This window comes from Streptomyces gottesmaniae, assembly GCF_031845845.1.
GTDB lineage: Bacteria > Actinomycetota > Actinomycetes > Streptomycetales > Streptomycetaceae > Streptomyces > Streptomyces akebiae.
In genome coordinates, this window is sequence record NZ_JAVRFJ010000060.1 from 1 (window position 1) to 24499 (window position 24499).

Sequence of the window (24499 nt, forward strand, 5' to 3'; positions counted from 1 at the left end):
CTCCGCGACCGCCCCTGCCCGGCGTGCTCCGCCACGGCGCTGCCCGACCCGCTCCGGCCTCTCTGCGGTCGTCGGCTCACGGGGGCATGTGCGCATCAGGTCCGCGCACCCGCCGCTCCGGTCACTCCGGAGTGGTTGCCCACTGGCCGCGGGCGTGGTCGGCCAGGACACTGGAGGCGTGGGTGCAGTCAAAGCGGCGGTCGCCGCGGTCGGAGTCGCGTTCGCGGCCGGTGCGGCCAGTGTCGCAGCGGGCCGGCTGGCCAGCGACGTGGCGCTGAAGGCGCCGCCGGGCGAACCGCTGCCCACCGAACCCCGGCTGACCGTGCACGCCACCGCCGCCGGCCGCATCGCCCTGACCCGCGCCTTCGCCTCCCAGCGGCCCGGCGTCTACGGCCTCACCGGCGACGACTCCCACGCGGTCGTCGGCGCTGTCCTGGACGGCGCACCGCACGCCCCCGACACGGTCGTCCGCCGCCTGGAGCGCGTCACCCACGGCACCCTGGAGCCGGGCGACAAGGTGTGGCTCACCCCCGGCCTCCACCGCGGCGACCCGCGCACCGCGCTCGGCCTCGACCACCACGACGTCGAGATCCCCGGCGAACTCGGCACCCTGCCCGCCTGGTTCGCACCCGGGGACCGGGACATCTGGGTGATCGCCGTGCACGGACTGGGCACCACCCGCGAACACCCCATGAACGTCATGGAGTTCCTGCACCGCCACCACTTCCCGGTGCTCACCCTCGCCTACCGCGGCGACCCGGGCGCCCCCCGCTCACCGGACGGCCTGAACCACCTCGGTGAGACCGAGTGGCGCGACGTGGACGCCGCCGTCCGCCACGCCGTCCGGTTCGGCGCCGAACGGGTCGTCCTGCTCGGCTGGTCCACCGGCGCCACCATGGCCCTGCGCGCCGCCACCCGCTCCCCGCTGCGCGACCGCGTCGCCGGGCTCGTCCTGGACTCACCGGTGCTCGACTGGGCGGCCACCCTGCGCGCCCTCGCCGCCGCCCGCCGCACCCCCGGCGCCCTGCTGCCCCTCGCGGTCCGCGCCGCCCAGGGCCGCACCGGACTGCGCGCCGCCCCCACCGGCGCGGACACCGACTCCTCGGGACTCAGGACACCGACCCTGCTCTTCCACGGCCCCGACGACACCGTCGCGCCCTGGGGCCCCTCCCGAAACCTCGCCGCCCGCCGCCCCGACCGGGTCACCCTCCGCACGGTCCGTCACGCCCCGCACGGCGCCATGTGGAACGCCGACCCCAAGAGCTACGAAGAGGCCCTGCGCCGCTTCCTCACCCCGCTGGTATAGGACCGCGCACGGTCGGCACAGGGAGGGGGAGGTGCCGCGGAATCGCCCCGTCAGAGAGAGGTACGCCACATTCCGTTTAGCGTCGCACCAAGGCGATCCTCCTCGGTGCGGACCCGTGGGAAGACCCGTGCGTTGGCCACCCCTGTCGCCCGCTGTGACATTCCGTTTGGGTTTTCCGACCGTCAACCGGAAGACTGCCCCCGTGACGTCCCGTAATCCGCGCGACTCCAGGCTCCGACTCGTCAGCCCGCGAACCCTGGCCGCCGCTCCCCGAGCAGCAGTGACCCAGCGCCGCCGACCGGCTCCCCGGCCCCCGGAGGGCACACCGCCGCCCGTGGAACTCGCCCGCATGGCCCGCGCCGTCCTGGCGGACGCCGCCCGCGTCGCCCGCTGGGCCGATGCCGCCCTGCGCCCCGGCCGCGAGGGCGCGAGCCCCGACGGCAAGGGCACCCTCTCCGCCGCGACCGCCGAACGGGCCGCCGCCGAACTGGGGCTGACCCCGGCTCAGGTCCGCCACGACTGGGACACGGCACGGCTGGCCGGCCTGGTCGAGGTGCACGGCGACAGCGCGCGCCCCGGCTGGCGTCTGCGTGCCTGGAACCGTGACGACAGCGCCGTACTGCGCGGCTGGGTCGCGTTCTTCGACGCCTGGTCCATCGCCTATCCGGAGCCCGAGGACCGGGAGCCGGCGGCGGTCGCCGAGGTCGTCTCGGCCATGCCCCAGGTCCTCTCCTTCCTCCAGCTCTCCGCCGGGCCCGTCCCCGTGGAGCAGCTCCTCGACCTCCTGGCACAGCGGGTCACCGAACTGCGCACCGAGCGCTGCGAAATCCCTTACGTCCCACCCGTCGCCCCCCACCACCCTTCTGACGAGGCGCTTCGCGCCGCACCCGCTGATCCCGAGCCCGGCGCGGAGCCCACGTCCGAGGACACCCCCCTCGCCCCCCTCCTCGACTGGTCCCTGCGCGCCCTCGCCTCCGTCGGCGCCCTCACCTACGGCGACGGCCAGGCCACCCTCACCCCGCTCGGCAGCTGGGCGGTCTGGGTCAAGCTCGAACAGATCTGTGTCGCCGCGCAGAGCCCCGCCGGGAACATCGAGGTCTCCGCCGAGGACATGCTCAGAGGCTGCGCCCAGCTCCGGCCGAACGCGGCCCGTGCCGAGTACCGCGCCTGGCTCGCCGCCCGCCCCGTCGGCGGCGCCGTCACCGAGCTCATCGACGCCGCCCGCGGCGAGGACGCCCTCATCCGGGGCCTGGCCTTCGAGGCCCTGCGGGTCGTCGGCGCCCCCGCCGAGCCCGACGTCCGCACCGTCGCCGACGAGACCCCGCTGCGCCCCTACGCCCTGCTGTGGCTCGCCGAGCACGAGGGCGCCGACCCCGAGGACGCGCACGAGGTCCTCACCCGGGAGGAGTCCACCTGGCTCTGGGTCGACACGGCCGCCGCCGTCGCCGACCACGGCGAGGCACCCCTGCTCGTACGGCATCTGGAGTCGGCGGTGCAGCCCACGGTCCCCGCGCTGCTCGACGAGGTCCGCGCGGTCGGCCACCCCCGCACCGTCCAGGTCCTGGTCGCCCTCGCCGCGGCCCACCCCGATCCGGCCCTCGCCAAGGCCGTCCGCCGCGCCGCCTTCCAGGTGCACACCGGAGGCAGCTGACCGGGCCGGCCGGCGGGGCCGCGCGCGGCCCCGCCGCTCGCGCGGGTGTCAGCCGCCCGTCTCGGGGGCGTACGTGCCGAAGCTCCACACATTGCCCTCGGCGTCCCGGGCCATGTAGTCCCGGGAGCCGTAGTCCTGGTCCGTCGGGGGCATCAGGATCTCCACCCCGTGCTCCATGGCCCGCCGGTGGTGGGCGTCCACGTCGTCCACGACGACGTACACCCCGGTGGGCCCCGCGCCCTTCATCGCGCCGTCGAAGACACTGCCGCTGCCCTTGGATCCGATCATCACCGCGCCGTTGCCCTGCGTCAGCTCCGCGTGCCGCACGATGCCGTCCTCGCCCTCGTACACCGAGAGCTCGGCGAAGCCCAACGCCTCCGTGAGCTGCCTGACGGCGGCCTTGGCGTCCGCGTAGAGCAGCGTCGGATAGATGCTCGGGCGTCCGTCGTCCCTGCCTGCCATACCGATCACGACCTCTCCGTCGTCCGGAGCCGTCCGGACGGCGACAGCCACCCGGAACACGACCCGCTGCCCAGTTTTGCACCGGACACCGACAACGCCCCGCCGGAAGAAACGGGCCGAGGGCGTCCGCTGCCCGGCGGACCCGGTGACCGAGACCACGTGATCCCTTGTCACACGGGCGGAAAACCGCTTGCCGCCCCCAGTTAGAATCGGCCCATGGCCATTCTCCTCGCGCACTAGACGGCGGGAACGTCCTCAGCCGCCCACACCCGCCACCCCAATCCGCCCTGGAGTCTGTCCGTGATCTCCGCCTCCGGTATCGAGCTGCGTGCCGGTGCCCGCGTCCTCATCGAGTCCGCCACCTTCCGCATCGCCAAGGGCGACCGCATCGGCCTGGTCGGCCGCAACGGCGCGGGCAAGACCACCCTCACCAAGTGCCTGGCCGGCGAGGGCATCCCGGCCGGCGGGACCATCACCCGCTCCGGCGAGGTCGGCTACCTCCCGCAGGACCCCCGCACCGGCGACCTCGACGTCCTCGCCCGTGACCGCATCCTCTCCGCCCGCGGCCTCGACGTACTGATCCGCAAGATGCGCGACAACGAGCAGCGCATCGCCAGCGGCCAGGGCTCCACGCGCGAGAAGGCGCTGAAGCAGTACGAGCGCCAGGAGACGGAGTTCCTGACCAAGGGCGGGTACGCCGCCGAGGCCGAGGCCGCCACCATCGCCGCCGCGCTCAATCTGCCCGACCGGGTGCTCGGCCAGCCGCTGCACACCCTCTCCGGCGGTCAGCGCCGCCGTATCGAGCTCGCCCGGATCCTGTTCTCCGACGCGGACACCCTGCTCCTCGACGAGCCGACGAACCACCTCGACGCCGACTCGATCGTCTGGCTGCGCGACTACCTCAAGACCTACCGCGGCGGCTTCATCGTGATCTCCCACGACGTCGACCTGGTCGAGACGGTCGTCAACAAGGTGTTCTACCTGGACGCCAACCGCGCCGAGATCGACGTCTACAACATGGGCTGGAAGCTCTACCAGCAGCAGCGCGAGGCCGACGAGAAGCGCCGCAAGCGCGAGCGGCAGAACGCCGAGAAGAAGGCCGCCGCCCTGCACTCGCAGGCCGACAAGATGCGCGCCAAGGCCACCAAGACCGTCGCCGCGCAGAACATGGCCAAGCGCGCCGACCGGCTGCTCGCCGGCCTGGACGCCGTCCGTGTCTCCGACAAGGTCGCCAAGCTGCGCTTCCCCGAGCCCGCGCCCTGCGGCAAGACCCCGCTGACCGCCGAGGGCCTGTCGAAGTCGTACGGCTCGCTGGAGATCTTCACCGACGTCGACCTGGCCATCGACAAGGGCTCCCGGGTCGTCATCCTCGGTCTCAACGGCGCGGGCAAGACCACCCTGCTCCGCCTCCTCGGCGGCGTCGAGAAGCCCGACACCGGCCAGGTGATCGAGGGCCACGGCCTCAAGCTCGGCTACTACGCGCAGGAGCACGAGACCCTCGACCCCGAGCGCACGGTCCTGGAGAACATGCGCTCGGCGTCCCCGGACCTGGACCTGGTCGAGATCCGCAAGACGCTCGGCTCGTTCCTGTTCTCCGGCGACGACGTCGACAAGCCGGCCGGGGTGCTCTCCGGCGGCGAGAAGACCCGTCTCGCGCTCGCGACCCTGGTGGTGTCCTCCGCCAACGTCCTCCTGCTCGACGAGCCGACCAACAACCTCGACCCCGCCAGCCGCGAGGAGATCCTCGGGGCCCTGCGCACCTACAAGGGCGCGGTCGTCCTCGTCACCCACGACGAGGGCGCGGTCGAGGCTCTCCAGCCCGAGCGGATCATCCTGCTGCCGGACGGCGTCGAGGACCTGTGGGGCGCGGACTACCAGGACCTCGTCGCGCTCGCTTGATCGAATGGGTTGATCAACCGCCGCTGGATCATTCGGCCCATCGGTGATCCATCATCTGTGTGAGATCTCCTCGTACCGAGGTGTGTCCTACATCGATTTCACGGCCGAGTCCTTCTGCGCGAAGGGCTCGGCCGTCGTGCGTCTCTGACCTGGGACTTCACGGAACAACCCGTTCGGCCGTACGGACACGCCTGTGCGGAATCACGGGTTCCGCTCGTGGGGACGCGCTCCCGTCGTCAAAACCTTGTCGCACGGACCTTGCCGAATGGGTGGCCATCCCGCGCCGGAGGGGTGATCATGAGGAGACCAGAGCGCACTTCCCATGAGGAGGACCGGGTGGCCGAGACTCTGAAGAAGGGCAGCCGGGTTACCGGCGCCGCGCGCGACAAGCTCGCGGCAGACCTGAAGAAGAAGTACGACTCCGGTGCGAGCATTCGGGCACTGGCCGAGGAAACCGGCCGCTCGTATGGCTTCGTACACCGGATGCTCAGCGAGTCGGGCGTCACGCTCCGAGGGCGTGGCGGCGCGACGAGGGGCAAGAAGGCCGCGTCGGCCTGACGCCGGGCGGCCCATCGGCTTCGATGGTGGCCACCCGGTCGGTCGACTGATCGGCCGGGTGGTTACTGTGCAGTCACTTAGCATCGCTTCATCGCTCTGCTGACCGCACCCCATCGGAGGCGCCCCATGGCTTCGCTCGAAACGCTGCTCGACAAGGACGGCGTACGGCTCACCGTCGACGACGCGATCGCCACGGTGACGCTGACCAATCCGGCCAAGCGCAACGCGCAGAGCCCCGCCCTGTGGCGGGCGCTCACCGAGGCCGGTCGGTCGGTGCCGGGCTCCGTCCGCGTGGTCGTGCTGCGTGCCGAGGGCAAATCGTTCTCCGCCGGGCTCAACCGGCAGATGTTCACGCCCGAAGGCATCGAAGGGGAGCCGTCGTTCATCGATCTCGCGCGCCGTGACGACGCCGGGCTCGACGCGACCATCGCCGAGTACCAGGAGGCGTTCACCTGGTGGCGGCGCAACGACATCGTGTCCGTCGCCGCCGTGCAGGGGCACGCCGTCGGTGCGGGCTTCCAGCTTGCCCTCGCCTGTGACCTGCGCGTCGTCGCCGACGACGTGCAGTTCGCCATGCTCGAAACCAGCCTCGGACTCGTGCCCGACCTCACGGGGACCCACCCGCTGGTGAGCCTCGTCGGGTACGCCCGCGCGCTGGAGATCTGCCTCACCGGACGGTTCGTCCAGGCGGACGAGGCCCAGCGGATCGGGCTCGCGAACCTCGCGGTCCCCGCCGACCAGCTCGACGACGCCGTGCGCGACCTCGCCGGTGCGCTGGTGACCGCGCCCCGGGACGCGGTCGTCGAGACCAAGGCGTTGCTGCGCGGTGCCCAGGGCCGGGGGTACGACGAGCAGCGGGCGGCGGAGCGGGCGGCCCAGGCCCGGCGACTGCGGGACCTGGCGGGCGTCGGCGAGTAGTTGGCTCCCGGGCCGGCACCCTCGGGATCAGGTGCCGATCGCTGTGATGAGCACCGCCACCGACGGGCGGTCCGGCAGCGAGTCGCTCACCGCCGCGCGTACCTCGCGCGCCACGTCCAGGGCACGTCGTTCCTCCGTCACCGCCAGCTCCACGCGGACATGGCGGCGGGGGAGGGCCGGCCCGGCGACGATGTCGACCGCACGACCGAGACCGCCGAGGGCGCCGGTCAGACGGGCGACGCCGGGGACGGAGAGCGCCGCCGCGGCCACTCGGGACTCCTCGTCGTCGCCGGCCGGCGCCGCCGGAGCGGCGACGGGGGGCGGCGGTTCGGCCGTCGGACCGGACGGCCCCGCGTCGTCCTCCAGCAGATGGGTCACCCGGAGGTCCACCTCCGTCACCGTCAGTCCGAGGCGTTCCCCGGCGGCGGTGAACAGGGCCGCGCGCAGACGGGCCGCCGTGGCCGGGAGAGGTTCGGTGGCTGGGCCGACCGAGGCCGCGAGGTCGGCCGTGACCCGGAGCGGACCGGGCGGCAGGGCACTCGGGGGCGGGGGCACGGCTGCCTCGCGCCCGCGATCGTCCGCGTCCTCACCCTCGCTCCCACCCGAGTCGACGGACGAGATGCGGAGCCGGCCGAGGCTAAGCCCGCGCAGGGACTCGGCCGTGCGGCGCAGAGCCGATCCGGCCGCGCTCTCCGTGATCCACGCGCCGTCTCGCGGGCCACCCAGGGGAAGTACGCGGCCGAGCCCGAGCTGCTGGCGTACCGCTCTCGTCCAACTGTCCGCCGTCATTCCTCCAGCCTGCCGCATCCCCGGCGCGCGGGGCCGCAACCGCGCTTACTGTGGGCTTGAGGGGGACGACCGGAAGGGACTGACGGCATGACTGACATGACGGAGCGGAACCGGACGGAAGGGCCCGACACCACCAAGGAGTCGACGCAGGTCGGGCGCAGGGCCACCCGGCGCGGCGGCGGTGATCCGGCGGGTCGGGGGCGTACGACCATCGCCGACGGTGTGGTGGAGAAGATCGCCGGGCTCGCCGCGCGGGAAGTGATGGGTGTGCACGCCATGGGCAGCGGGCTGTCACGGACCTTCGGGGCCGTGCGCGACCGGGTGCCCGGCGGTGCCAAGTCCGTGACCCGGGGCGTGAAGGTCGAGGTCGGCGAGGTGCAGACCGCTCTCGACCTGGAGATCGTCGTCGACTACGGGGTGTCCATCAGTGATGTGGCCCGTGATGTGCGCGAGAACGTCATCGCGGCCGTCGAGCGGATGACCGGCCTGGAGGTCGTCGAGGTCAACATCGCGGTCAGCGATGTGAAGCTGCCGGACGAGGAGGACGAGGAGGACGAGTCCCGGCTGCAGTGAGCGGAGATCGCGCCCTCCACCACCCCATTCGTGCCCCGCACCCCGTCCGCCGGTGTTCAGGAGTCTCCGAGTCGCTAGGAGCACAGCATGAGCTTGGCCGTGATCGGCATGGTCGCCGGGATGGCGCTGGGCTTCGCCGGATACTTCGGCGGATTCGGAGCCTTCCTGCTGGTGGCCGCCCTCGGTGCCGTCGGCTTCGTCGTCGGCCGGTTCCTCGAGGGGGACCTGGACCTGGGCGGCTTCTTCCGCCCGCGTGACGACCGGCGCCGATGAACCCCGTGCCAAGCGGTCCTGCCACGGAGCGGAGAGCCGTCGAGTCCGGGGGGCGCGGGGCGCTCCGGATCGCCGACCGGGTGGTCGCGAAGATCGCCTCGCAGGCGGCGCGTGAGGCACTCGAAGCCACGCCGCGGGACTCCGCGCCCCCGCACGCCACCGTCGCCCTCCACCACGAGACGGCGCGCGTGCGCGTCAGTCTCGAACTCCCCTACCCCTCGGACATCGGTGGCCAGTGCGCTGCGGTGCGTCGTCATGTCACCGAGCGGGTAGGGACGTTGGCGGGAATGCACGTGTCGGAGGTGGCCGTCCAGGTCGAACGGCTGCACCTGACGCACGCACACTACGTGGCACAGGGGAGGACGCGATGAGCGAACCCCAGAGCTCCGAGGGCACCACGCGACGACTGCCCGTCATCGAGAAGGCCGACGACAAGGCCGACGAGAAGACAGGCGGGAACGACGGCGGACGGACCGCCGGCCGCGAGCCGGACCAGTCCGCGTCCGCCGCCGACTACGACCCGCTGCCCGTCCTCGACGACGAGAACGGCGACGAGAAACGCTTCTGGTCCGCCCGCAGAGTCCCCGCGGGCATCCTGGCGGTGCTGCTCCTGGCGGGCACCGGCCTCCTCCTGTACGACGTCGCCGCCGTCCGGGCCGACCGGCCCGCCATGGCGTGGCGCCGCTCACTGGCCCGGGAACTGGCCGAACGCCCCCTCGACGACCCGTGGGTGCTCGCCGGAGCCTCGGTCGCCGTACTGCTCGGCCTCTGGCTGCTGCTGCTCGCCGCCACCCCGGGGCTGCGCGACGTCCTGCCCATGCGGCGGGTCCACCCCCGGGTACGGGCCGGGCTGCACCGGGGCGCCGCCGCGCTGGCCCTGCGCGACCGGGCGATGGAGGTCTCCGGCGTGCAGTCCGTACGGGTCCGGGCGGGACGCAGGAGGGTCGACGTCCGCGCGGTGTCCCACTTCCGGGAACTCGACGAGGTGCGGGCCGACCTGGACGCCAGGCTCGCCGACGGCATCCGGGGACTGGGGCTGTCCCGGCCGCCCGCCTTGTCGGTGCGTGTGCGACGGCCCGGCCGGAAGGGATGAGACGCGATGCTGAGGATCCTCAACCGGGTGCTGCTGGGTCTGGCGGGGCTCGTCCTGGTGGTGGCCGGCGGTGCCGTCCTGGCCGTCGGACTCGGCGTGGACCCGCCCTCCTGGTGGCCGCACCACGGCCCCGCGGACGTGCCCCTGAGCGACGCCGAGCGGACCCGGTGGCACGACTCCGGCTGGTGGTGGCCCACCGTCATCGCCGTGCTCGCCCTTCTCGTCCTGCTCGCCCTGTGGTGGCTCACGGCCGTCCTGCGCCGGCACCGGCTGGCCGAGGTCCTCGTCGACACCGGCGACGGCGAGGGAGCGCTGCTGCGCGGGCGGGCACTGGAGGGTGTGCTGACGGCCGAGGCGGCGCAGTCGGACGGCGTCGAGCGCGCCCACGCCCGCCTGACCGGCCGTCGCAGCGCCCCCGAGGCCCGTGTCCGCCTCCGCCTCCAGCCCCATGTGCATCCGGGCGAGGCCCTGCACACCCTGACCACAGAGGCCCTCGCCCACGCCCAGCACTCGGCGGGCCTGGCGGAACTGCCGGCCGAGGTCAGACTGCGGGCGGCCAAGCACCGTGCCGAAAGGGTGAGTTGAGCGCCCGGCGGTTCAGAACCCGTGCCTCATCCCGCCGTCGACCGGCAGCATGATCCCCGTCAGATAGGAAGCGGCCGGCGACAGCAGAAACGCCCCCGCGCGCCCGAACTCCTCCGGCCGCCCGTACCGCCGCAGCGGAATCCGTGACTCGTGCGCCGCCCGTGTCGCCTCCGGATCCGCCGACATCCCGTCCAGCTCCCGCACCCGGTCCGTGTCGATACGGGCCGGGAGCAGGCCGACCACCCGGATACCGCGCGGTCCCAACTCGTCGGACAGCGACTTGGCGAAACCGGCGAGTCCCGGCCGAAGCCCGTTGGAGATGGTCAGCCCGGGGATCGGCTCGTGCACGGACCCGGAGAGCACGAAGCCGATGACGCCGCCCTCGCCCAACTCCGCGGCCGCGGCCCGCGCCAGGCGCACCGCCCCCAGGAACACCGACTCGAACGCGGTGGTCCACTGCTCGTCGGTGTTGTCGGCGACGAACCCCGGCGCCGGACCGCCCACGCTGACCAGGATGCCGTCGAAGCGCCCGAAGTGCTCACGGGCGGCGGCGATCAGCCGCTCGGCGGCCTCGGGGTCCGCGTTGTCGGCGGCGACACCCACCGCGTTCACCCCGAGCGCCGCGGCCGCCGCACCCGCGCTCTCCTCCTCGCGGCCCGTGACGACCACCTTCGCGCCGTCGGCGACGAGTTCCCGCGCGACCGCGTTGCCCAGCCCGCGGGTCGCTCCGGTGACGATGTAGACGCGGTCCTTCAGCCCAAGATCCATGGCCCCTATCCTGCCTTCTCCCCGTCGTAGAGGGCGAGGGCGGTGCCGACGAGACCGACGTGGCTGAACGCCTGCGGGAAGTTCCCGAGCTGACGGCCCGTGACGGGGTCGTACTCCTCCGCGAGCAGTCCCACGTCGTTGACCAGCCCCACCAGCCGTTCGAACAGGTCGCGCGCCTCCTGCGTGCGACCGGTCAGATGGAGTGCGTCCGCCAGCCAGAACGAGCAGACGAGAAACGTGGCCTCGCCGCCCGGCAGCCCGTCGACGGAGCCGGTCGCCGCGGTGAGGTGGTCCGCGCTGTAACGGCGGACGAACCCCTCGTGGCACAGCTCCTCACGGATCGCGTCGACCGTGCCGACGACCCGGGGGTCGTCCGGCGGCAGGAAGCCCATGAGGGGGATGAGCAGCAGCGCGGCGTCGAGTTCGCGGGAGCCGTAGGACTGGGTGAACGTGCCCCGGTCGGCGTCGTAGCCGCGTTCGCAGACCTCGCGGTGGATCTCGTCGCGCAGGGCCCGCCAGCCTTCGAGGTCGCCGCCGGTCAGGGTCGGGTCGTCCTCCAGGGTGCGCACGGCCCGGTCGGCGGCCACCCAGCACATCACCTTGGAGTGCGTGAAGTGGCGGCGCGGCCCGCGCACCTCCCACAGCCCCTCGTCCGGCTTCCGCCAGGCCGTCCGCAGGTACTCCATCAGCGCGCACTGCATCCGCCACATGTCCGGCTTGTCGGGGAGGCCCGAACGCCGGGACACGAAGAGGGAGTCCATGACCTCGCCGTACACGTCCAACTGGAGCTGGTGGACGGCGTCGTTGCCGACCCGGACCGGGCGCGAGTCCTCGTAGCCGGACAGCCACGGCAGTTCGTACTCGGGGATGCGGCGCTCACCGGCGAGGCCGTACATGATCTGCAGGTCGGCCGGGTCGCCGGCGACCGCGCGGAGCAGCCAGTCCCGCCAGGCCTCGGCCTCCTCCTGGTAGCCGCAGGACAGCAGTGCGCCGAGCGTGAGAGTGGAGTCGCGCAGCCAGCAGTGACGGTAGTCCCAGTTGCGGACGCCGCCGATCTCCTCGGGCAGCGAGGTGGTGGCCGCCGCGACGATGCCACCGGTGGGGGCGTACGTGAGGGCCTTGAGGGTGATCAGCGAGCGGACCACGGTGTCCCGGTGCGGACCGTCGTACCGACAGCGCGCCGCCCAGGCCCGCCAGTCGTGGAGGCTCGACCGCAGCGCCTCGTACGGGTCGACCAGACGGGGGCGGGGCTCGTGCGAGGGGTGCCAGGTCAGCACGAACGCGACCTTCTCGCCCGGCTCCACCGTGAACTCCGCGTACGTGGCCCGGTCCTCGCTCCACGACCGCACCCGGGGCTCACTGCGCAGCCACACCGAGTCCGGGCCGGCGACCGCCACCCGGTGGCCGTCCGACCGGCGCATCCAGGGCACCGCCGAGCCGTAGTCGAACCGCAGCCGCAGGGTGCTGCGCATCGTGACCCGGCCGGACAGGCCCTCCACGATCCGTACGACGTCGGGCGCGCGGTCGCGTTGCGGCATCAGGTCGGTGACGCGTACCGCGCCCTCGTCCGTCTCCCACTCGGTGTCGAGCACGAGGGAGTCGTGCCGGTACGACCGCCGCGTACAGGTGCCGCCCTCGCCGGGCGCGATCCTCCAATGGCCGTTCTCCTCGTCACCGAGCAGCGCGGCGAAGCACGCGGCCGAGTCGAACCGCGGCAGACAGAGCCAGTCGATGGAACCGTGGCGACTCACCAGCGCGGCTGTCTGGTGATCGCCGATCAGGGCGTAGTCCTCGATGTGGGGATGCACGGGGGTCGGGTTCCCGGAGCGGGGGGTGATCAGTCCCGTGCCCGGGAAACCGCGCGACCGTCCGTCAGCCCGGCCCCGTCCCCGCCGTCGTCCCTCCCACCCCCGAGAAGATCACCCCGGAGCCGGAAGGGGCCTGGTTGAGGACCCACAGGCCGAGCAGTGTGGCGAGGGCGAAGACGACGAGGACCAGGACGGCCAGGACCAGTCGCCGTCGGCGTTCACGCCGGAGCCAGTCGCCGCGGGCCGTGCGGTAGGCGTCGGGCGCGGCGTGCACCCCGCCCGCCAGTGCGGCGAGCGCCGCGGCCAGCTCCCGCTCGGTGCGGTCCTGACCGGTGTCGTTGCCGGTGGTGTCGTTCATCGCCGGGCCTCCATCGCCTGGGTGAGGGCGGCGAGGCCGCGTGCGGTGTGGGTCTTGACCGAGCCGCAGGAGATGCCCATCGCGGCCGCGATCTCGCTCTCCTTCAGCCCGAGCCAGTGGCGCAGCACCAGCGCCTCCCGCTGGCGGGCGGGCAGTTGCTGGAGCGCCTCGATCAGCACCCGCTGGTCGTCGTGGAGGAGTGCGGTGCTCTCGGCGGAGGCGACCGGTTCCTCCGCCGCCGGGGTCTCCACATGCCGACGGGCGACCTGGAGGTGCCGTATCCGCATCCGCGTCAGGTTGCAGACCGTGGAACGGAGGTACGCCTCCGCAGCCTCGGCGTCCCTCAGGCGCCGCCACTTGCGGTAGATCTGGTAGTACGCCTCGGCCACCACGTTCTCGGGGTCGTCCGCGCCCAGCAGCACCGCGAGGCGCAGCATCGAGGAGTAGTGCAGCTCGAACAGCCGGGCGACACCCGCCTCGCGCTCCACGTCGACGGGGTCCCCGAGGGCACCCGGCGGCAGCGCCGCGCCCGGGACCGGCGGGGAGTCCGGGCCCAGCCCCGGACGGGGGACCAGGGGCTCGGCATGGGGGACCTGGGGCTCGGCGGCCGGAGCGGGCATCTGCCCGAGCGGCCCGGCTGCGGTCATGGGTGCGGGGGCCGCCGGGGACACCGGCATACGCATGTGCGGTCTGCGTCTCACGGGTTGCTCGCTCCCGTCTCGGGGCGCCGCCTGACGGTCAGGCGGGACGGTAGGTCGGTCACGTCGGCGCCGCGCGGGACACCGAGCCGTTCGAGGACCGTGGTGCCGACGACGGCGACGGTCAGATTGAGCAGCAGGGCGAGCAGTCCGGCGTAGATCTCCAGCGAGCCGCCGCCCAACAGCACGATGGACGAGAACCCCTCGCGCACCACCAGGAAGGTGCCGGTCACCATGCCGACACCCCACCCCGCGAGCAGCGCCCGCGGATGCAGCCGCCCGGTGAACAGGCCGACCGCCACCGCCGGGAAGATCTGCAGGATCCACACCCCGCCGAGCAGTTGGAGGTTGATGGCGTCCTGGTCGCGCAGCCCGAACACGAACGCCACCGCGCCCACCTTCGCGGTCAGCGACACCACCTTGGCGATGCGCACCTGACGCTTGGGCGTGGCGGTGGGCTGGAAGTACTCGACGTACACGTTGCGGACGAAGCCGGTGGCGGCCGCGATCGACATCACCGCCGCCGGGACCAGCGCGCCCACGGTGATCGCGCCGAACACCAGGCCGGCCAGCGGGCCCGGCATCAACCGGTCCACCAGCATCGGCACGGCCGCCTCGGCACCGCCCTCGGGGGCCTCGACGCCCGACGCGAGCGCCGCGACCCCGAGGAAGCCGAAGAGGGCCAGGAGTCCCGTCCAGGCGGGCAGCGCCACGGCGACCTTGCGGACCGTGCGCGCCCCGTCGGCGGCGAAGCCGGCGGTCAGCACGTGCGGGTACATCAGCAGGGCCAGCGCCGAACCGAGCGCGAGGGTGGCGTAGGCGGGCTGCTGTTCGGAGGCGAGGAGCAGCGCGGACTCCTCGACGCTCGTGCCGCCGAGCCGGCGGGCCGCTCCCTCGAAGACCGCGCCCGGCCCGCCGAACCGTTGCAGGACCAGCCAGCACACGGCGGTCAGCGACACGAAGACGGCCACCGCCTTCAGCGCCGAGATCACGGCCGGCGCCCGCAGCCCGTGCCGGTACGTCGCCACCGCGAGCCCCGCGAACAGCGCGACCATCACCAAATCGCCGGCCGCGCCCTTCGGATACACACCCCCGGCCGTCAGCACCGCCCTTATGCCGAGCAGCTGCAACGCCAGGTACGGCATCGTCGCGAGTATCCCGGTCAGCGCCACCACCAGGGCGAGCGGCGCCGAACCGTACCGGCCGCGCACGAAGTCCCCGGCCGTCACGTACCCGTGCCGCCGGGCCACCTCCCACAGCCGGGTCAGCAGGACGAAGGCAAGCGGGCAGACGATCACCGTGTACGGCACCGCGAAGAACGCCGGTGCCCCGTTGCCGTACGCCAGTCCCGGTACGGCGGTGAAGGTGTACGCGGTGAAGATCGTGCCGCCGAGCAGCAGCCAGGTCCACACCGGGCCGAGGCCGCGGTCGGCCAGCGCCCAGCCCTCCAGGGAGGGCAGCCGGTCGCTGGGGCGCAGCCGGCGCGCGGTGACGGCGAGCAGCGACGCTCCGCCGATCACGGCGAGGAACGTCGCGGTCATGGCAGCGTCCGCCATGGGTCACCGTCCTTGGTGTGCCTGGGCCACCGGCTGTACCTCGGCCCTCGCGTGTTGGTTGCGTCGACGGCCGGTTCGGAGGACACGAATCGGCGGGAAATCTTCTGGAAATTCGCTGTCAACCGGATCCGTCGGGTGGGCAACTCTTGCACAGACCCACAGCGACAGGGAGAGGAGCACAGCCCATGGCACACCACGCTCACCAGCGACTACGGCGCGTCGCGACCGCCGTCCTGCTCCTCGCCCCCGCCGCGGGACTGCTCTGGGTCCCCTGGTACGCCGGTGCCGAGCCACGGCTGGCGGGCACGCCGTTCTTCTACTGGTACCAGCTCGCCTGGGTCCCGGGATGCGGTCTCTGCCTGCTCGCCGCGTACGCGCTGACGGGCCGACCACGCCCGGACCGCGGCCGCCCGGACGGGCCGCGCCCGGACCGACATCGCTGAGCCGCAGTCCTCCCGCCCTCTCACCGCTTCCCGCCCCGCCTCCCTCCCAGAGCCCTTCTCCCTCTCCCCGTTCCGCTCGCCCTTCTGCCGGTCTCTCGCCGCGCACCCGTTGAAGTCACAGGAGCCGCCATGCCTACGTCAGCCATGCCCGAATCCGGTCCCGAGGCGCCGGAGAGATCCCGTATGTCGCCGAGATCGATCGCGCTCTGGATAGCCGTCGCCCTCGTCGGAGCGATCGGCTGGGCCGTGCTCGCCCTCTCCCGGGGTGAGGAGATCTCCGCCGTCTGGCTGCTCATGGCGGCCCTCGGCTCGTATGCGATCGGCTACCGCTTCTACTCCCGGTTCATCGCCCGCCGGGTCCTCCAGGTCGACGACAGCCGGGCCACCCCGGCCGAACGACTGGAGGACGGCGTCGACTACCACCCGACCGACAAGCGGGTGCTGTTCGGCCACCACTTCGCGGCCATCGCCGGCGCCGGCCCGCTGGTCGGACCGGTGCTGGCGGCCCAGATGGGCTATCTGCCGGGCACCATCTGGATCATCGCGGGTGTGATCTTCGCCGGCGCGGTCCAGGACATGATCGTCCTGTTCCTCTCGATGCGCCGGGACGGCAAGAGCCTCGGCCAGATGGCCCGGGACGAGATCGGCAAGGTCGGCGGCGCCGCCGCGCTGATCGGTGTCTTCGCCATCATGATCATTCTGCTCGCGGTTCTCGCCATGGTCGTCGTCAACGCCCTCGCCGAGTCCGCGTGGGGCACCTTCTCGGTCACCATGACCATCCCGATCGCCCTCTTCATGGGCTTCTACCTGCGCTACCTCCGCCCCGGCCGGGTCGTCGAGACCAGCTTCATCGGGGTGGCCCTGCTGCTGCTCGCCATCCTCGGCGGCGGCTGGATCCAGGACTCCTCGCTCGCCGAGTACTTCGTCTGGAGCCCCGAGACCCTGGTCTTCTGCCTGGTCGGCTACGGCTTCGTCGCCTCCGTGCTCCCCGTGTGGATGCTGCTGGCCCCGCGCGACTACCTCTCCACCTTCATGAAGGTCGGCACCATCGCCCTGATGGCCGTCGGTGTCGTGGTCGCCGCCCCGAACCTCCGCGCCGAGTCGGTCACCGAATTCGCGCACACGGGTGCCGGGCCGGTCTTCGCCGGCTCCCTCTTCCCCTTCCTCTTCATCACCATCGCCTGCGGCGCCCTGTCCGGCTTCCACGCCCTGGTCTCCTCCGGCACCACGCCGAAGCTGATCCAGAAGGAGTCCCAGGTCCGGATGATCGGCTACGGCTCCATGCTCACGGAGTCCTTCGTCGCCGTGATGGCCCTGATCGCCGCGTGTGTGCTGGAGCCCGGCCTCTTCTACGCCATGAACTCCCCGGCCGCGCTGCTCGGCCCGACGGTCGACACCGCCGCCGAGGCGGTCAAGAACCTAGGCTTCACCATCACCCCGGAACAGCTCACGGCGGCGGCCGAGGCCGTCGAGGAGGAGACCCTCGTCGGCCGCTCCGGCGGTGCGCCCACCCTGGCCGTGGGCATGTCGGAGATCTTCGCCGGGGTCTTCGGCGGCGCCGGGATGAAGGCCTTCTGGTACCACTTCGCGATCATGTTCGAGGCCCTGTTCATCCTCACCACCGTGGACGCCGGCACCCGCGTCGGGCGCTTCATGCTCCAGGACATGCTCGGCAACGTCTGGAGGCCGATCGGCCGCGTCACCTGGAAGCCGGGCATCTGGATCACCAGCGCCCTGGTCGTCGGCGCCTGGGGCTACTTCCTCTACGCCGGTGTCACCGACCCCCTCGGCGGAATCAAGCAGCTCTTCCCGCTCTTCGGCATCGCCAACCAGCTGCTCGCCGCGGTCGCCCTCGCCGTCACCACCACCGTGCTCATCAAGTCCGGCAAGCTGCGCTGGGCCTGGGTCACCGGCATCCCGCTGGCCTGGGACGTGGCCGTCACCTTCACCGCCGGCTGGCAGAAGATCTTCTCGGACAACCCCGCCATCGGCTTCTTCGCCCTGCGGGACAAGTACGCGGCGGCCATCGACAAGGGCGAACTCCTGCCCGGCGCCACGAACATGGACGACATGCACACGATCGTCACCAACAACACGGTCGACGGCGTGATCATGGCGATCTTCCTGCTCCTGGTCCTCACGGTCCTGGTCAACTGCGCCGTGGTCTGTGTGCGCGCCGTACGGTCCCCGGTGCCCCTGCCGTCGACCGAGGCGCCGTACGTCGAGTCCCGCATCGACGCCGACGACACCGAGAAGCAGTTGGTGGGAGCCCGCCGATGACCGCCCGGGACTGGGTGCGAGGGGTCCGCTGGTACCTCCGGGAACTCACCGGAGAGGCCGAGTACGACCGCTACTGCGAGCGTCGGCGCCGCCACCACCCGAAGGTTCCGCTCCCGACCCGCAGGGAGTACGACGCCCTGCGGACCCGGCAGAGAGAGGAACACCCGGAGGGCCGCTGCTGCTGAGAGCCACGGCCTCCTGCTGAGCCGGCCCAGGGTGCGTTGTCGGGTGCGGGTCCGGTGGGGCTTCTCGCGCAGTTCCCCGGGCTTTTTGGGGCGCGGGGAACTGTGCGAGAAGCCCCCACGCACCCGCACCCGGCAGCGCACCCGAACCCACCCCACTCCGACCCCCGGATCCAGAGATGCTGAGACGCCGACCCTCCCTGCTGATCCGTCCCGAACTCGACGACGCCCCCCTGCACAGGACGCTGACCGAACTCCGCCCCACCCCCCAGCTCCACGGCCTCGGCGCGGGCCGCACCCGCCCCCCGTGGGAACCCGTGGCCGACCTCCTGCGCGCCACCGGCCGCGACTGGGACCGCCGGGTCCACCGCATGGCCGTACTTGCTCAGCGACTCCCCGCCGCCGTACCCCAGCGCTGGACGGCCGACCGCCCGGAGGACGGCGACGCCCTCACCCTGCGCGCCTTCGTCGAGTCGCACCACACCCCGGCCACCGACCGGGCCGCCGTCCGCCGCGCCGAGCACTCCTGCCTCCGCGCCGCCGAGGCCTGCCCCGAGGACCCCACCCCCTGGCTGGCGCTGCTGTCCCTGATGTACACCTGCGCCGTACCGGTCAAGGACGCCGTGCCCGTGTGGACGGAAGCCGTCGACCGGGCCCCCTGGCTCCGGACCTCGTACCACCGCCTGCTGCGCTATCTGTCCCCGCGTGGGCACGGGACGGTCCCCGACATGATGGACTTCGCCTGGCAGGCCGCCGCCCGCGCGCCCCACGGCTCACCGCTGGCCCTGCTCCCGGTGGCGGCCCGCGTCGAACTCATGGCCCACCGTCAGGGATCGACACCCGTCGACGTCCTCGGCTCGGGCGGCGGCAACTGGAACGAGCCCCGGTCCGTGCACGAGATCGACCTGGCCCTCAAGGGCTGGTTCGACGTCGGCACCGCACCCCACGCCGAGGTCGTCACCGACCTCAACACCCTCGCCTTCGCCCTCACCCGCGCGCACCGCCCGGCCGAGGCCGCCCCCGTCTTCGAACGCCTGGGCCGCCACATGACCCCCCACCCGTGGGACCTGCTCCCCGAGCCGCGACGCACGTTCGCGTACTGGCGGGAGCGCGCGGCCGAGAGTCGCGACCGCACCTGAGCCCGGCCGACGCCTACACCGGAGTCGGTGCCGTCTCCTTCTCCTCCTCGGCCTTCGTGGCCGCCGCCTGCGCGCGGTCGCGGCGTTCCCGGCGGGCGAGGATCACGTAGCCGATGGGTACGCCGAGGGCGAAGAGCCACCACTGCAGGGCGTACGCGTAGTTCAGCGCGGCGTTCTCGTCGCCGGGGCTGCCGAGCTGTTCCGGGGTGTCCCCCTTGGGCTCGGGAGCGGTCTGCGCGAGATAGCCGCCGAGGACCTGGACGCCGAGGCGCTCGGCCTCCCGACCGCTGTCGATCAGCATGATCTGCCGGTCCGGCAGGCCCTGGAGATCCTTGATGCCGCTCGCCTCGGTCGTCTCGTCGGGCATCAGCCGCCCCGTGACGGTGACCTCGCCGGCCGGCGGCGCGGGAATTCTGGGGAACGCGGTCTGGCTCGGACCGTTCGCGGGGATCCAGCCCCGGTTGACGAGCAGCACCTTGCCGTCGTCGAGCACGAACGGGGTCAGCACATGGAAGCCGACCTCGTCGTCGGCGTTGACCCGACGGCGGACGACGACCTCGTCATCGGTGTCGAACCGGCCCTCGGCGGTCACCGTGCGGTAGCGCTCGGCGCTGGTGACGGTGTGCCCGGGGGACGTCAGCCGCTCCACGGGCACGGGCTTCGCGGCCAGCGCTTCGGCGACGAGCTGGTTGCGCGCGCTGCGCTCCTCGTAGCGATGCATCTGCCAAATGCCCAGCCTGACCATGGTCGGGATCAGGACGAGGGAGAGCAGCGTGAGGATCACCCACTGCCGGGACAACAGGAAGCGGTACACCCCACGACCGTACAACTCGGTCGTGGGGTGTGTTCGGGCGGGTGCGCACTCGCAGGTGTTCAGACTTTGTCGACGATGCCCGCCTTCCCCTCGGCCCGCGCGCAGTGGGCGCCGCAGTACCAGTGGCCGTCGACGTCGACGCCCTGGCCGATGATCTGCACCCGGCAGTGCTCGCAGATGGGGGCCATGCGGTGGATCGCGCAGGAGAAGCAGTCGAAGACGTGCACCGCGCCCTGGGCGTGGATCTCGAAGGTCATTCCGTAGTCATTGCCGCAAACTTCGCATCTCGCCATGCGCCACAGGGTGGGCCGTCGCCGCCGCGCGGGCGAGCGGACGCCGGGCGAGTCGCCCGGCAATCACCCGTCCGTACGGGTCACTCGTCGGCGGGCGCGACATCGCGGAGCAACTGCCCGAACGCGGCCTCGTCCACCACCGGCGTGCCGTACTGCCGGGCCTTGACGACCTTCGACGTGTTCGAGTCGGGGTCGTTGGTGACGAGCAGGCTGGTCACCCGGGACAGGCTCGTCGCCACATGCAGCCCCGCCTCGACGGCGCGGTCCTCCAGCAGGTCGCGTTCGATCGACGTGTCCCCGGAGAAGGCGACCCGCATGCCCTGCTTGAGCGGTTTGCCGTCCTCGAAGCGCCCGGGATTGGGATAGGGGCACGCGGGCCGCTTCCGCGAAGGACGCCAACTGGTGGGCCGGTAACCGCCGTAACCGCCGCCGTGGCCCGCCTGCTGCCCGATGCGGGGCGTGGCGGGGCTGTCCCGCCACTCGGTCAGCGGCCGGCACTCGTGCAGCGGCAGCCGTACGCCGCTCGCGGCGGCGACCCGCAGACTCGGCCGGAACGCCTCCGCCAGCACCCGGGCGTCGTCCAGCGCGTGGTGCGCCCGCTGCTGCACCACCCCGAAGTGCGCGGCGAGGGACTCCAGTTTGTGGTTGGGCAGCGGCAGTGCCAGCTCCTTCGACAGCGCGATCGTGCACAGCCGTTGCCGCACCGGCGCCTCGGTCTCCGCGCGCGCGTACTCCCGGGCGATCATCGACCAGTCGAACACCGCGTTGTGCGCGACGAGCACGCGGTCCGCCAGCCGCGAGGAGAACTCGTCCGCGATCTCCTTGAACAGCGGCGCCCCTTCGAGCACATCACTCGTCAGCCCGTGGATCCACACCGGCCCCGGATCCCGCTCCGGGTTCACCAGCGTGTACCAGTGGTCCTCGACCTCGCCCCGCGCGTCCAGTCTGTACACAGCCGCGGAGATTATCCGGTCGTCCCGGGCCAGCCCGGTGGTCTCCACGTCCACGACCGCGTACCCCTGTGGGTACGCGGCCGGCCAAGGCGCTTGCGACGCTGCGGTCGTGTGGTCTTCGAGCATGGTCCCTGAGGATACGGGCCGGGACTGACAGCTCGTTACCCGGCGCCGACCCGGGAGAGGTGACGGAGCGACAGCTCTGCTCCTGCCCCCCCGGTTTGGTGGAGAACGCCAAGAAGCAAGCGCGTACCGCCGGAAATACTTGTCAGTAACAACGTCTAGCCCCCGTCGACCAGCGGTTCTACCGTGCCCCCATGCCGAACCTGCCCGATGTCGTGCTGTGGTCGATACCCGCCTTCGTGCTGCTCACCGTGATCGAGGTGATCAGTGTCCGGATCCATCCGGACGAGGATGCCGCGGGGTACGAGGCGAAGGACGCCGCGACGAGCGTCGGGATGGGGCTCGGGAGCCTCGCCTTCGACTTCCTCTGGAAGATCCCGATCGTCGCGGTCTACACGGCCGTCCACGAACTGACCCCGCTGCGCGTCCCGGTCCTGTGGTGGACCGTCCCGCTGATGCTGCTCGCGCAGGACTTCTTCTACTACTGGTCGCACCGCGGCCACCACGTGATCCGGATCCTCTGGGCCTGTCACGTCGTCCACCACTCCAGCCGGAAGTTCAACCTCACCACCGCCCTCCGGCAGCCCTGGACGACCTGGACGGTGTGGCCCTTCTACGTCCCGCTCATCGCCCTCGGCGTGCACCCGGCCGCGCTCGCCTTCTGCTCCTCCGCCAACCTCGTCTACCAGTTCTGGATCCACACCGAGCGGATCGGGAAGCTGCCCCGCGCCTTCGAGTTCGTCTTCAACACGCCCTCGCACCACCGGGTCCACCACGCCTCCCAGGGCGGCTATCTGGACCGCAACTTCGGCGGCATCCTCATCGTCTGGGACCGGCTCTTCGGGTCGTTCGTCGAGGAGACCGAGCGGCCGGTGTACGGCCTGACGAAGAACATCGACACGTACAACCCGCTGCGGGTCGCCACACACGAGTACGTCGCCATCGCCAAGGACCTGAAGCAAGCGAGCGGTTGGGGTGAGCGCGCGGGACGGGTCTTCGCGGGGCCCGGCTGGAAGCCCGCGCAGCCGGCCCCGACCTCGGCCACCACCTCAGCCTCAGCCTCAGCCTCAGCCTCAGCCTCAGCCCCGTCCACGTCCTCGTCCTCGTCCTCGTCCTCGCCCTCGTCCGCGTCCTCGAAGACCGTCGCGTGAGGCGGGACAGAGGGGCCGTGCTCCTCGTCGCCTTCGGGGTCGCCGCCGGCGTCGACCTCGCCTCCCTGGCCGTCGGGTTCGACGCGGGGCACCTCGCCGCCAAGCCCCTGCTGATGCCCCTGCTCGCGGCGTACGCGTACACGCGTGGCGCGCCCCGACCGCTGCTCGCCGCCCTGCTCTTCGGCTGGGGTGGCGACGTGCTGCTCCTCTCCGACGCCGAACCGGCCTTCCTCGCCGGGATGGGCTCCTTCGCGGTGGGGCACGTCTGTTACCTCGTGCAGTTCGGCGGACTCGGTCGACGTGACGGACTCGGTCGACGCGACGGACCCGACGGAGCCGGCGGACTCGGCAGGTCCGGACAGCCGACGTACGGCGCGGCGTCCAGCGCGCCGTCTGCCGCCGAGTCCGGTGTCGCGCCCGCCGTCGCGTCCGGTGTCGCGTACGGCCTCGCCCTGGTCGTCGCCGTCGTGGGTCTGTGGCCCGGTCTGCCGGCGGACTTGCGCCTCCCCGTCGCCTGCTACAGCGCCCTGTTGACGACGATGGCGTGGGCCGCCGCCCGGGTCGGGCTCGTCGCGGGGCTCGGCGGCGCGCTCTTCGTGGTGTCGGACATGCTCATCGCGACCGGCGTCGCCGAGTGGCCGCAGCCGCCCCGCCCCGATCTGTGGATCATGCTCACCTATCTGGCGGCCCAGTACCTGCTGACCCGAGGGGTCCTCGGCGCCCCCGCCCCGTCGCCCCTCACCAGCGGATCGGCAGCGGCAGAGCCGTCATGAGCGCCGACACGGCGACGACCGCGCCCAGCACCACCACCTCCGCGCGGGCGGGAGCGCAGGCGCCGAGGGGATCGTCGGCCGCGCGGCGCAGCCGCAGCCGGGCCCAGAGGGCCAGCACGGCGACGGCGGCCACGAGCAGGACCTTGGCGAACAGGGCCCGCCCGTACGCCGTCTCCGTCAGTTGGTCGAGGACCGTGCCCGGTGGCATCCGGCGCAACGTGCTCCACACCCCGCTGGCGGTGACGGCGGCGAGCAGAACGGCGGCCACGCGCGCGTAGAGCCCCAACAACGCGGTGCCCGGCCCCGACGAGCGCCACGCGCGCGTGCGCAGGGTCCGCAGCACGTGCAGCAGTCCGCCCGCCCACAGTGCCGCGCACGTCAGGTGCACCACCGTCAGACCGGTGCCGACCAGCGGGTCGTGGTGGTCCGTGCTCGGGTGGGCGCGCAGCGCCTCCGCGACGACCACGGCGGCGAGGGGCAGCGCCTGGGCGGCCGGCCGGCGGGACAGCGCCAGCAGACCGGCCGCCGCGAAGGCGTTGACCTCCACAAGGGCGAGCTTGCCGTCCCGGGTCTCGTAGAGGCCGCCCACGTCCATGTCGGCGGGGGAGTCCGGCACCAGATTGCCCGTGGCCACGACCGAGGCCAGCCCCAGGGAGGCCACGAGACCGGCGCCCGCCGCCCAGGGCGCCCAACTGCCCGGTGTCCGCCCGGGCGCACCGGGCACCCGTCGCACCAGCCGGGCCACGAACAACTCGCCCACCGGCACGCACAGCGCCGCCAGCAGCACCGTCCGCAGCAGGGCGATCCCGCCGGTCCCGGGTGCCGCGGCCTCACCCGTGCCGTCGAGCGCGACCCGCGGCCCGAGCAGGGGTATCAGCGCCGCTGCGGTCACCAGGACGAGCACGACGACGGCCCGTCCGGCCCCACCCCCGGTCCGGGCGGACCGCCGCTCCGGCCCGTCCGCTTCCGCTGCCGTCGCCACCGTCGTCCGTCTCGTCGGGCTCACCCGGAAAAGTCCACCAGCCGTACCAGAATCGGGCAAGTGCCGGAAAG

27 protein-coding genes are annotated in these 24499 nt (G+C 72.5%); 16 read left to right on the forward strand and 11 right to left on the reverse strand.

Going from position 1 to position 24499, the window contains the following annotated elements:
* The first annotated feature begins 178 nt into the window (after positions 1–178).
* Both RM704_RS41720 and RM704_RS41725 read left to right on the forward strand, forming a co-directional pair.
* Positions 179–1306, forward strand: a complete 1128-nt coding sequence (locus RM704_RS41720) for an alpha/beta hydrolase family protein (RefSeq protein ID WP_033529181.1) — start codon at positions 179–181, stop codon at positions 1304–1306.
* 202 nt (positions 1307–1508) lie between these two features.
* Positions 1509–2957, forward strand: a complete 1449-nt coding sequence (locus tag RM704_RS41725) for a hypothetical protein (protein WP_192829733.1) — start codon at positions 1509–1511, stop codon at positions 2955–2957.
* A gap of 48 nt (positions 2958–3005) precedes the next feature.
* Here the strand turns inward: RM704_RS41725 and RM704_RS41730 are convergent, their stop codons facing one another.
* Entirely contained in the window at positions 3006–3428 is a 423-nt protein-coding gene (locus RM704_RS41730) for a VOC family protein (RefSeq protein ID WP_033529252.1), read from the reverse strand.
* A gap of 291 nt (positions 3429–3719) precedes the next feature.
* On the opposite strand from RM704_RS41730, the gene RM704_RS41735 reads away from it, so the two are divergent.
* The 3 genes from RM704_RS41735 (at position 3720) to RM704_RS41745 (ending at position 6794) form a co-directional block, all read left to right on the forward strand.
* A complete protein-coding gene (locus RM704_RS41735; protein WP_033529182.1) occupies positions 3720–5318 on the forward strand; it encodes an ABC-F family ATP-binding cassette domain-containing protein in 1599 nt (532 codons plus the stop codon).
* A gap of 336 nt (positions 5319–5654) precedes the next feature.
* Entirely contained in the window at positions 5655–5876 is a 222-nt protein-coding gene (locus RM704_RS41740; RefSeq protein WP_006123601.1) for a helix-turn-helix domain-containing protein, read from the forward strand.
* Positions 5877–6002: 126 nt separating this feature from the next.
* Positions 6003–6794, forward strand: coding sequence for an enoyl-CoA hydratase/isomerase family protein (locus RM704_RS41745; protein ID WP_033529183.1), 792 nt, complete (start codon positions 6003–6005; stop codon positions 6792–6794).
* Positions 6795–6821: 27 nt separating this feature from the next.
* Here RM704_RS41745 and RM704_RS41750 read toward each other — a convergent pair whose 3' ends face one another.
* Positions 6822–7583 carry a hypothetical protein gene (locus RM704_RS41750; RefSeq protein ID WP_033529184.1) on the reverse strand — a complete coding sequence of 254 codons (762 nt, stop codon included), beginning with the start codon at positions 7581–7583 and terminating at the stop codon, positions 6822–6824.
* Between the two features lie 87 nt (positions 7584–7670).
* Between RM704_RS41750 and RM704_RS41755 the strand changes: the two genes are divergently transcribed.
* The 5 genes from RM704_RS41755 (at position 7671) to amaP (ending at position 10107) form a co-directional block, all read left to right on the forward strand.
* Positions 7671–8156, forward strand: a complete 486-nt coding sequence (locus tag RM704_RS41755; protein WP_033529185.1) for an Asp23/Gls24 family envelope stress response protein — start codon at positions 7671–7673, stop codon at positions 8154–8156.
* A gap of 87 nt (positions 8157–8243) precedes the next feature.
* On the forward strand, positions 8244–8429 hold the full coding sequence (locus tag RM704_RS41760; RefSeq protein ID WP_033529186.1) for a hypothetical protein: 186 nt from the start codon (positions 8244–8246) through the stop codon (positions 8427–8429).
* The gene (locus RM704_RS41765) at positions 8426–8800 is read left to right on the forward strand and encodes an Asp23/Gls24 family envelope stress response protein (protein ID WP_033529187.1); all 375 of its coding nucleotides are present in this window, start codon (positions 8426–8428) and stop codon (positions 8798–8800) included. Before RM704_RS41760 ends, RM704_RS41765 begins: the two co-directional genes overlap by 4 nt.
* Complete coding sequence (locus RM704_RS41770) at positions 8797–9522, forward strand: DUF6286 domain-containing protein (protein WP_033529188.1); 726 nt, start codon at positions 8797–8799, stop codon at positions 9520–9522. Before RM704_RS41765 ends, RM704_RS41770 begins: the two co-directional genes overlap by 4 nt.
* Before the next feature lie 6 nt (positions 9523–9528).
* Positions 9529–10107 (forward strand): alkaline shock response membrane anchor protein AmaP, encoded by a 579-nt coding sequence (amaP, locus tag RM704_RS41775; protein ID WP_033529189.1) that lies wholly within the window; start codon positions 9529–9531, stop codon positions 10105–10107.
* Positions 10108–10119: 12 nt separating this feature from the next.
* On the opposite strand, the gene RM704_RS41780 is transcribed toward amaP, so the two are convergent.
* From RM704_RS41780 to RM704_RS41800, 5 genes are all read right to left on the reverse strand, one after another.
* Positions 10120–10875 (reverse strand): SDR family oxidoreductase, encoded by a 756-nt coding sequence (locus tag RM704_RS41780; protein WP_033529190.1) that lies wholly within the window; start codon positions 10873–10875, stop codon positions 10120–10122.
* A 5-nt stretch (positions 10876–10880) separates the two neighbouring features.
* Positions 10881–12683 (reverse strand): glycoside hydrolase family 15 protein, encoded by a 1803-nt coding sequence (locus RM704_RS41785; protein ID WP_033529191.1) that lies wholly within the window; start codon positions 12681–12683, stop codon positions 10881–10883.
* 64 nt (positions 12684–12747) lie between these two features.
* Positions 12748–13041 carry a hypothetical protein gene (locus tag RM704_RS41790; protein ID WP_033529192.1) on the reverse strand — a complete coding sequence of 98 codons (294 nt, stop codon included), beginning with the start codon at positions 13039–13041 and terminating at the stop codon, positions 12748–12750.
* Positions 13038–13661 (reverse strand): SigE family RNA polymerase sigma factor, encoded by a 624-nt coding sequence (locus RM704_RS41795; protein WP_033529253.1) that lies wholly within the window; start codon positions 13659–13661, stop codon positions 13038–13040. Before RM704_RS41795 ends, RM704_RS41790 begins: the two co-directional genes overlap by 4 nt.
* Positions 13662–13738: 77 nt before the next feature.
* Positions 13739–15295 (reverse strand): sodium:solute symporter family protein, encoded by a 1557-nt coding sequence (locus tag RM704_RS41800; RefSeq protein ID WP_033529193.1) that lies wholly within the window; start codon positions 15293–15295, stop codon positions 13739–13741.
* A gap of 185 nt (positions 15296–15480) precedes the next feature.
* Here RM704_RS41800 and RM704_RS41805 point away from each other — a divergent pair, with 185 nt between their 5' ends.
* The 4 genes from RM704_RS41805 (at position 15481) to RM704_RS41820 (ending at position 19339) form a co-directional block, all read left to right on the forward strand.
* Positions 15481–15738, forward strand: a complete 258-nt coding sequence (locus tag RM704_RS41805) for a DUF3311 domain-containing protein (protein ID WP_033529194.1) — start codon at positions 15481–15483, stop codon at positions 15736–15738.
* 129 nt (positions 15739–15867) lie between these two features.
* The gene (locus tag RM704_RS41810; protein ID WP_033529195.1) at positions 15868–18018 is read left to right on the forward strand and encodes a carbon starvation CstA family protein; all 2151 of its coding nucleotides are present in this window, start codon (positions 15868–15870) and stop codon (positions 18016–18018) included.
* On the forward strand, positions 18015–18203 hold the full coding sequence (locus RM704_RS41815; protein ID WP_033529196.1) for a YbdD/YjiX family protein: 189 nt from the start codon (positions 18015–18017) through the stop codon (positions 18201–18203). Before RM704_RS41810 ends, RM704_RS41815 begins: the two co-directional genes overlap by 4 nt.
* Positions 18204–18379: 176 nt before the next feature.
* A complete protein-coding gene (locus tag RM704_RS41820; RefSeq protein WP_033529197.1) occupies positions 18380–19339 on the forward strand; it encodes a hypothetical protein in 960 nt (319 codons plus the stop codon).
* A gap of 13 nt (positions 19340–19352) precedes the next feature.
* On the opposite strand, the gene RM704_RS41825 is transcribed toward RM704_RS41820, so the two are convergent.
* The 3 genes from RM704_RS41825 to RM704_RS41835 all read right to left on the reverse strand — a co-directional run bounded on the left by RM704_RS41825 (position 19353) and on the right by RM704_RS41835 (position 21525).
* On the reverse strand, positions 19353–20153 hold the full coding sequence (locus RM704_RS41825; protein ID WP_033529198.1) for an SURF1 family cytochrome oxidase biogenesis protein: 801 nt from the start codon (positions 20151–20153) through the stop codon (positions 19353–19355).
* 59 nt (positions 20154–20212) lie between these two features.
* Entirely contained in the window at positions 20213–20446 is a 234-nt protein-coding gene (locus RM704_RS41830) for a metallothionein (protein ID WP_078937249.1), read from the reverse strand.
* 80 nt (positions 20447–20526) lie between these two features.
* A complete protein-coding gene (locus RM704_RS41835) occupies positions 20527–21525 on the reverse strand; it encodes a DEDDh family exonuclease (RefSeq protein WP_033529200.1) in 999 nt (332 codons plus the stop codon).
* A 191-nt stretch (positions 21526–21716) separates the two neighbouring features.
* Between RM704_RS41835 and RM704_RS41840 the strand changes: the two genes are divergently transcribed.
* Both RM704_RS41840 and RM704_RS41845 read left to right on the forward strand, forming a co-directional pair.
* Entirely contained in the window at positions 21717–22673 is a 957-nt protein-coding gene (locus tag RM704_RS41840) for a sterol desaturase family protein (protein ID WP_052146208.1), read from the forward strand.
* Positions 22670–23446: a lysoplasmalogenase gene (locus RM704_RS41845; RefSeq protein WP_033529201.1), complete on the forward strand. Its 777-nt coding sequence runs from the start codon at positions 22670–22672 to the stop codon at positions 23444–23446. The genes RM704_RS41840 and RM704_RS41845 overlap by 4 nt, the downstream gene beginning before the upstream one ends.
* On the opposite strand, the gene RM704_RS41850 is transcribed toward RM704_RS41845, so the two are convergent.
* Entirely contained in the window at positions 23412–24452 is a 1041-nt protein-coding gene (locus RM704_RS41850) for a CopD family protein (protein WP_052146209.1), read from the reverse strand. The genes RM704_RS41845 and RM704_RS41850 overlap by 35 nt on opposite strands.
* Positions 24453–24499: the final 47 nt, after the last annotated feature.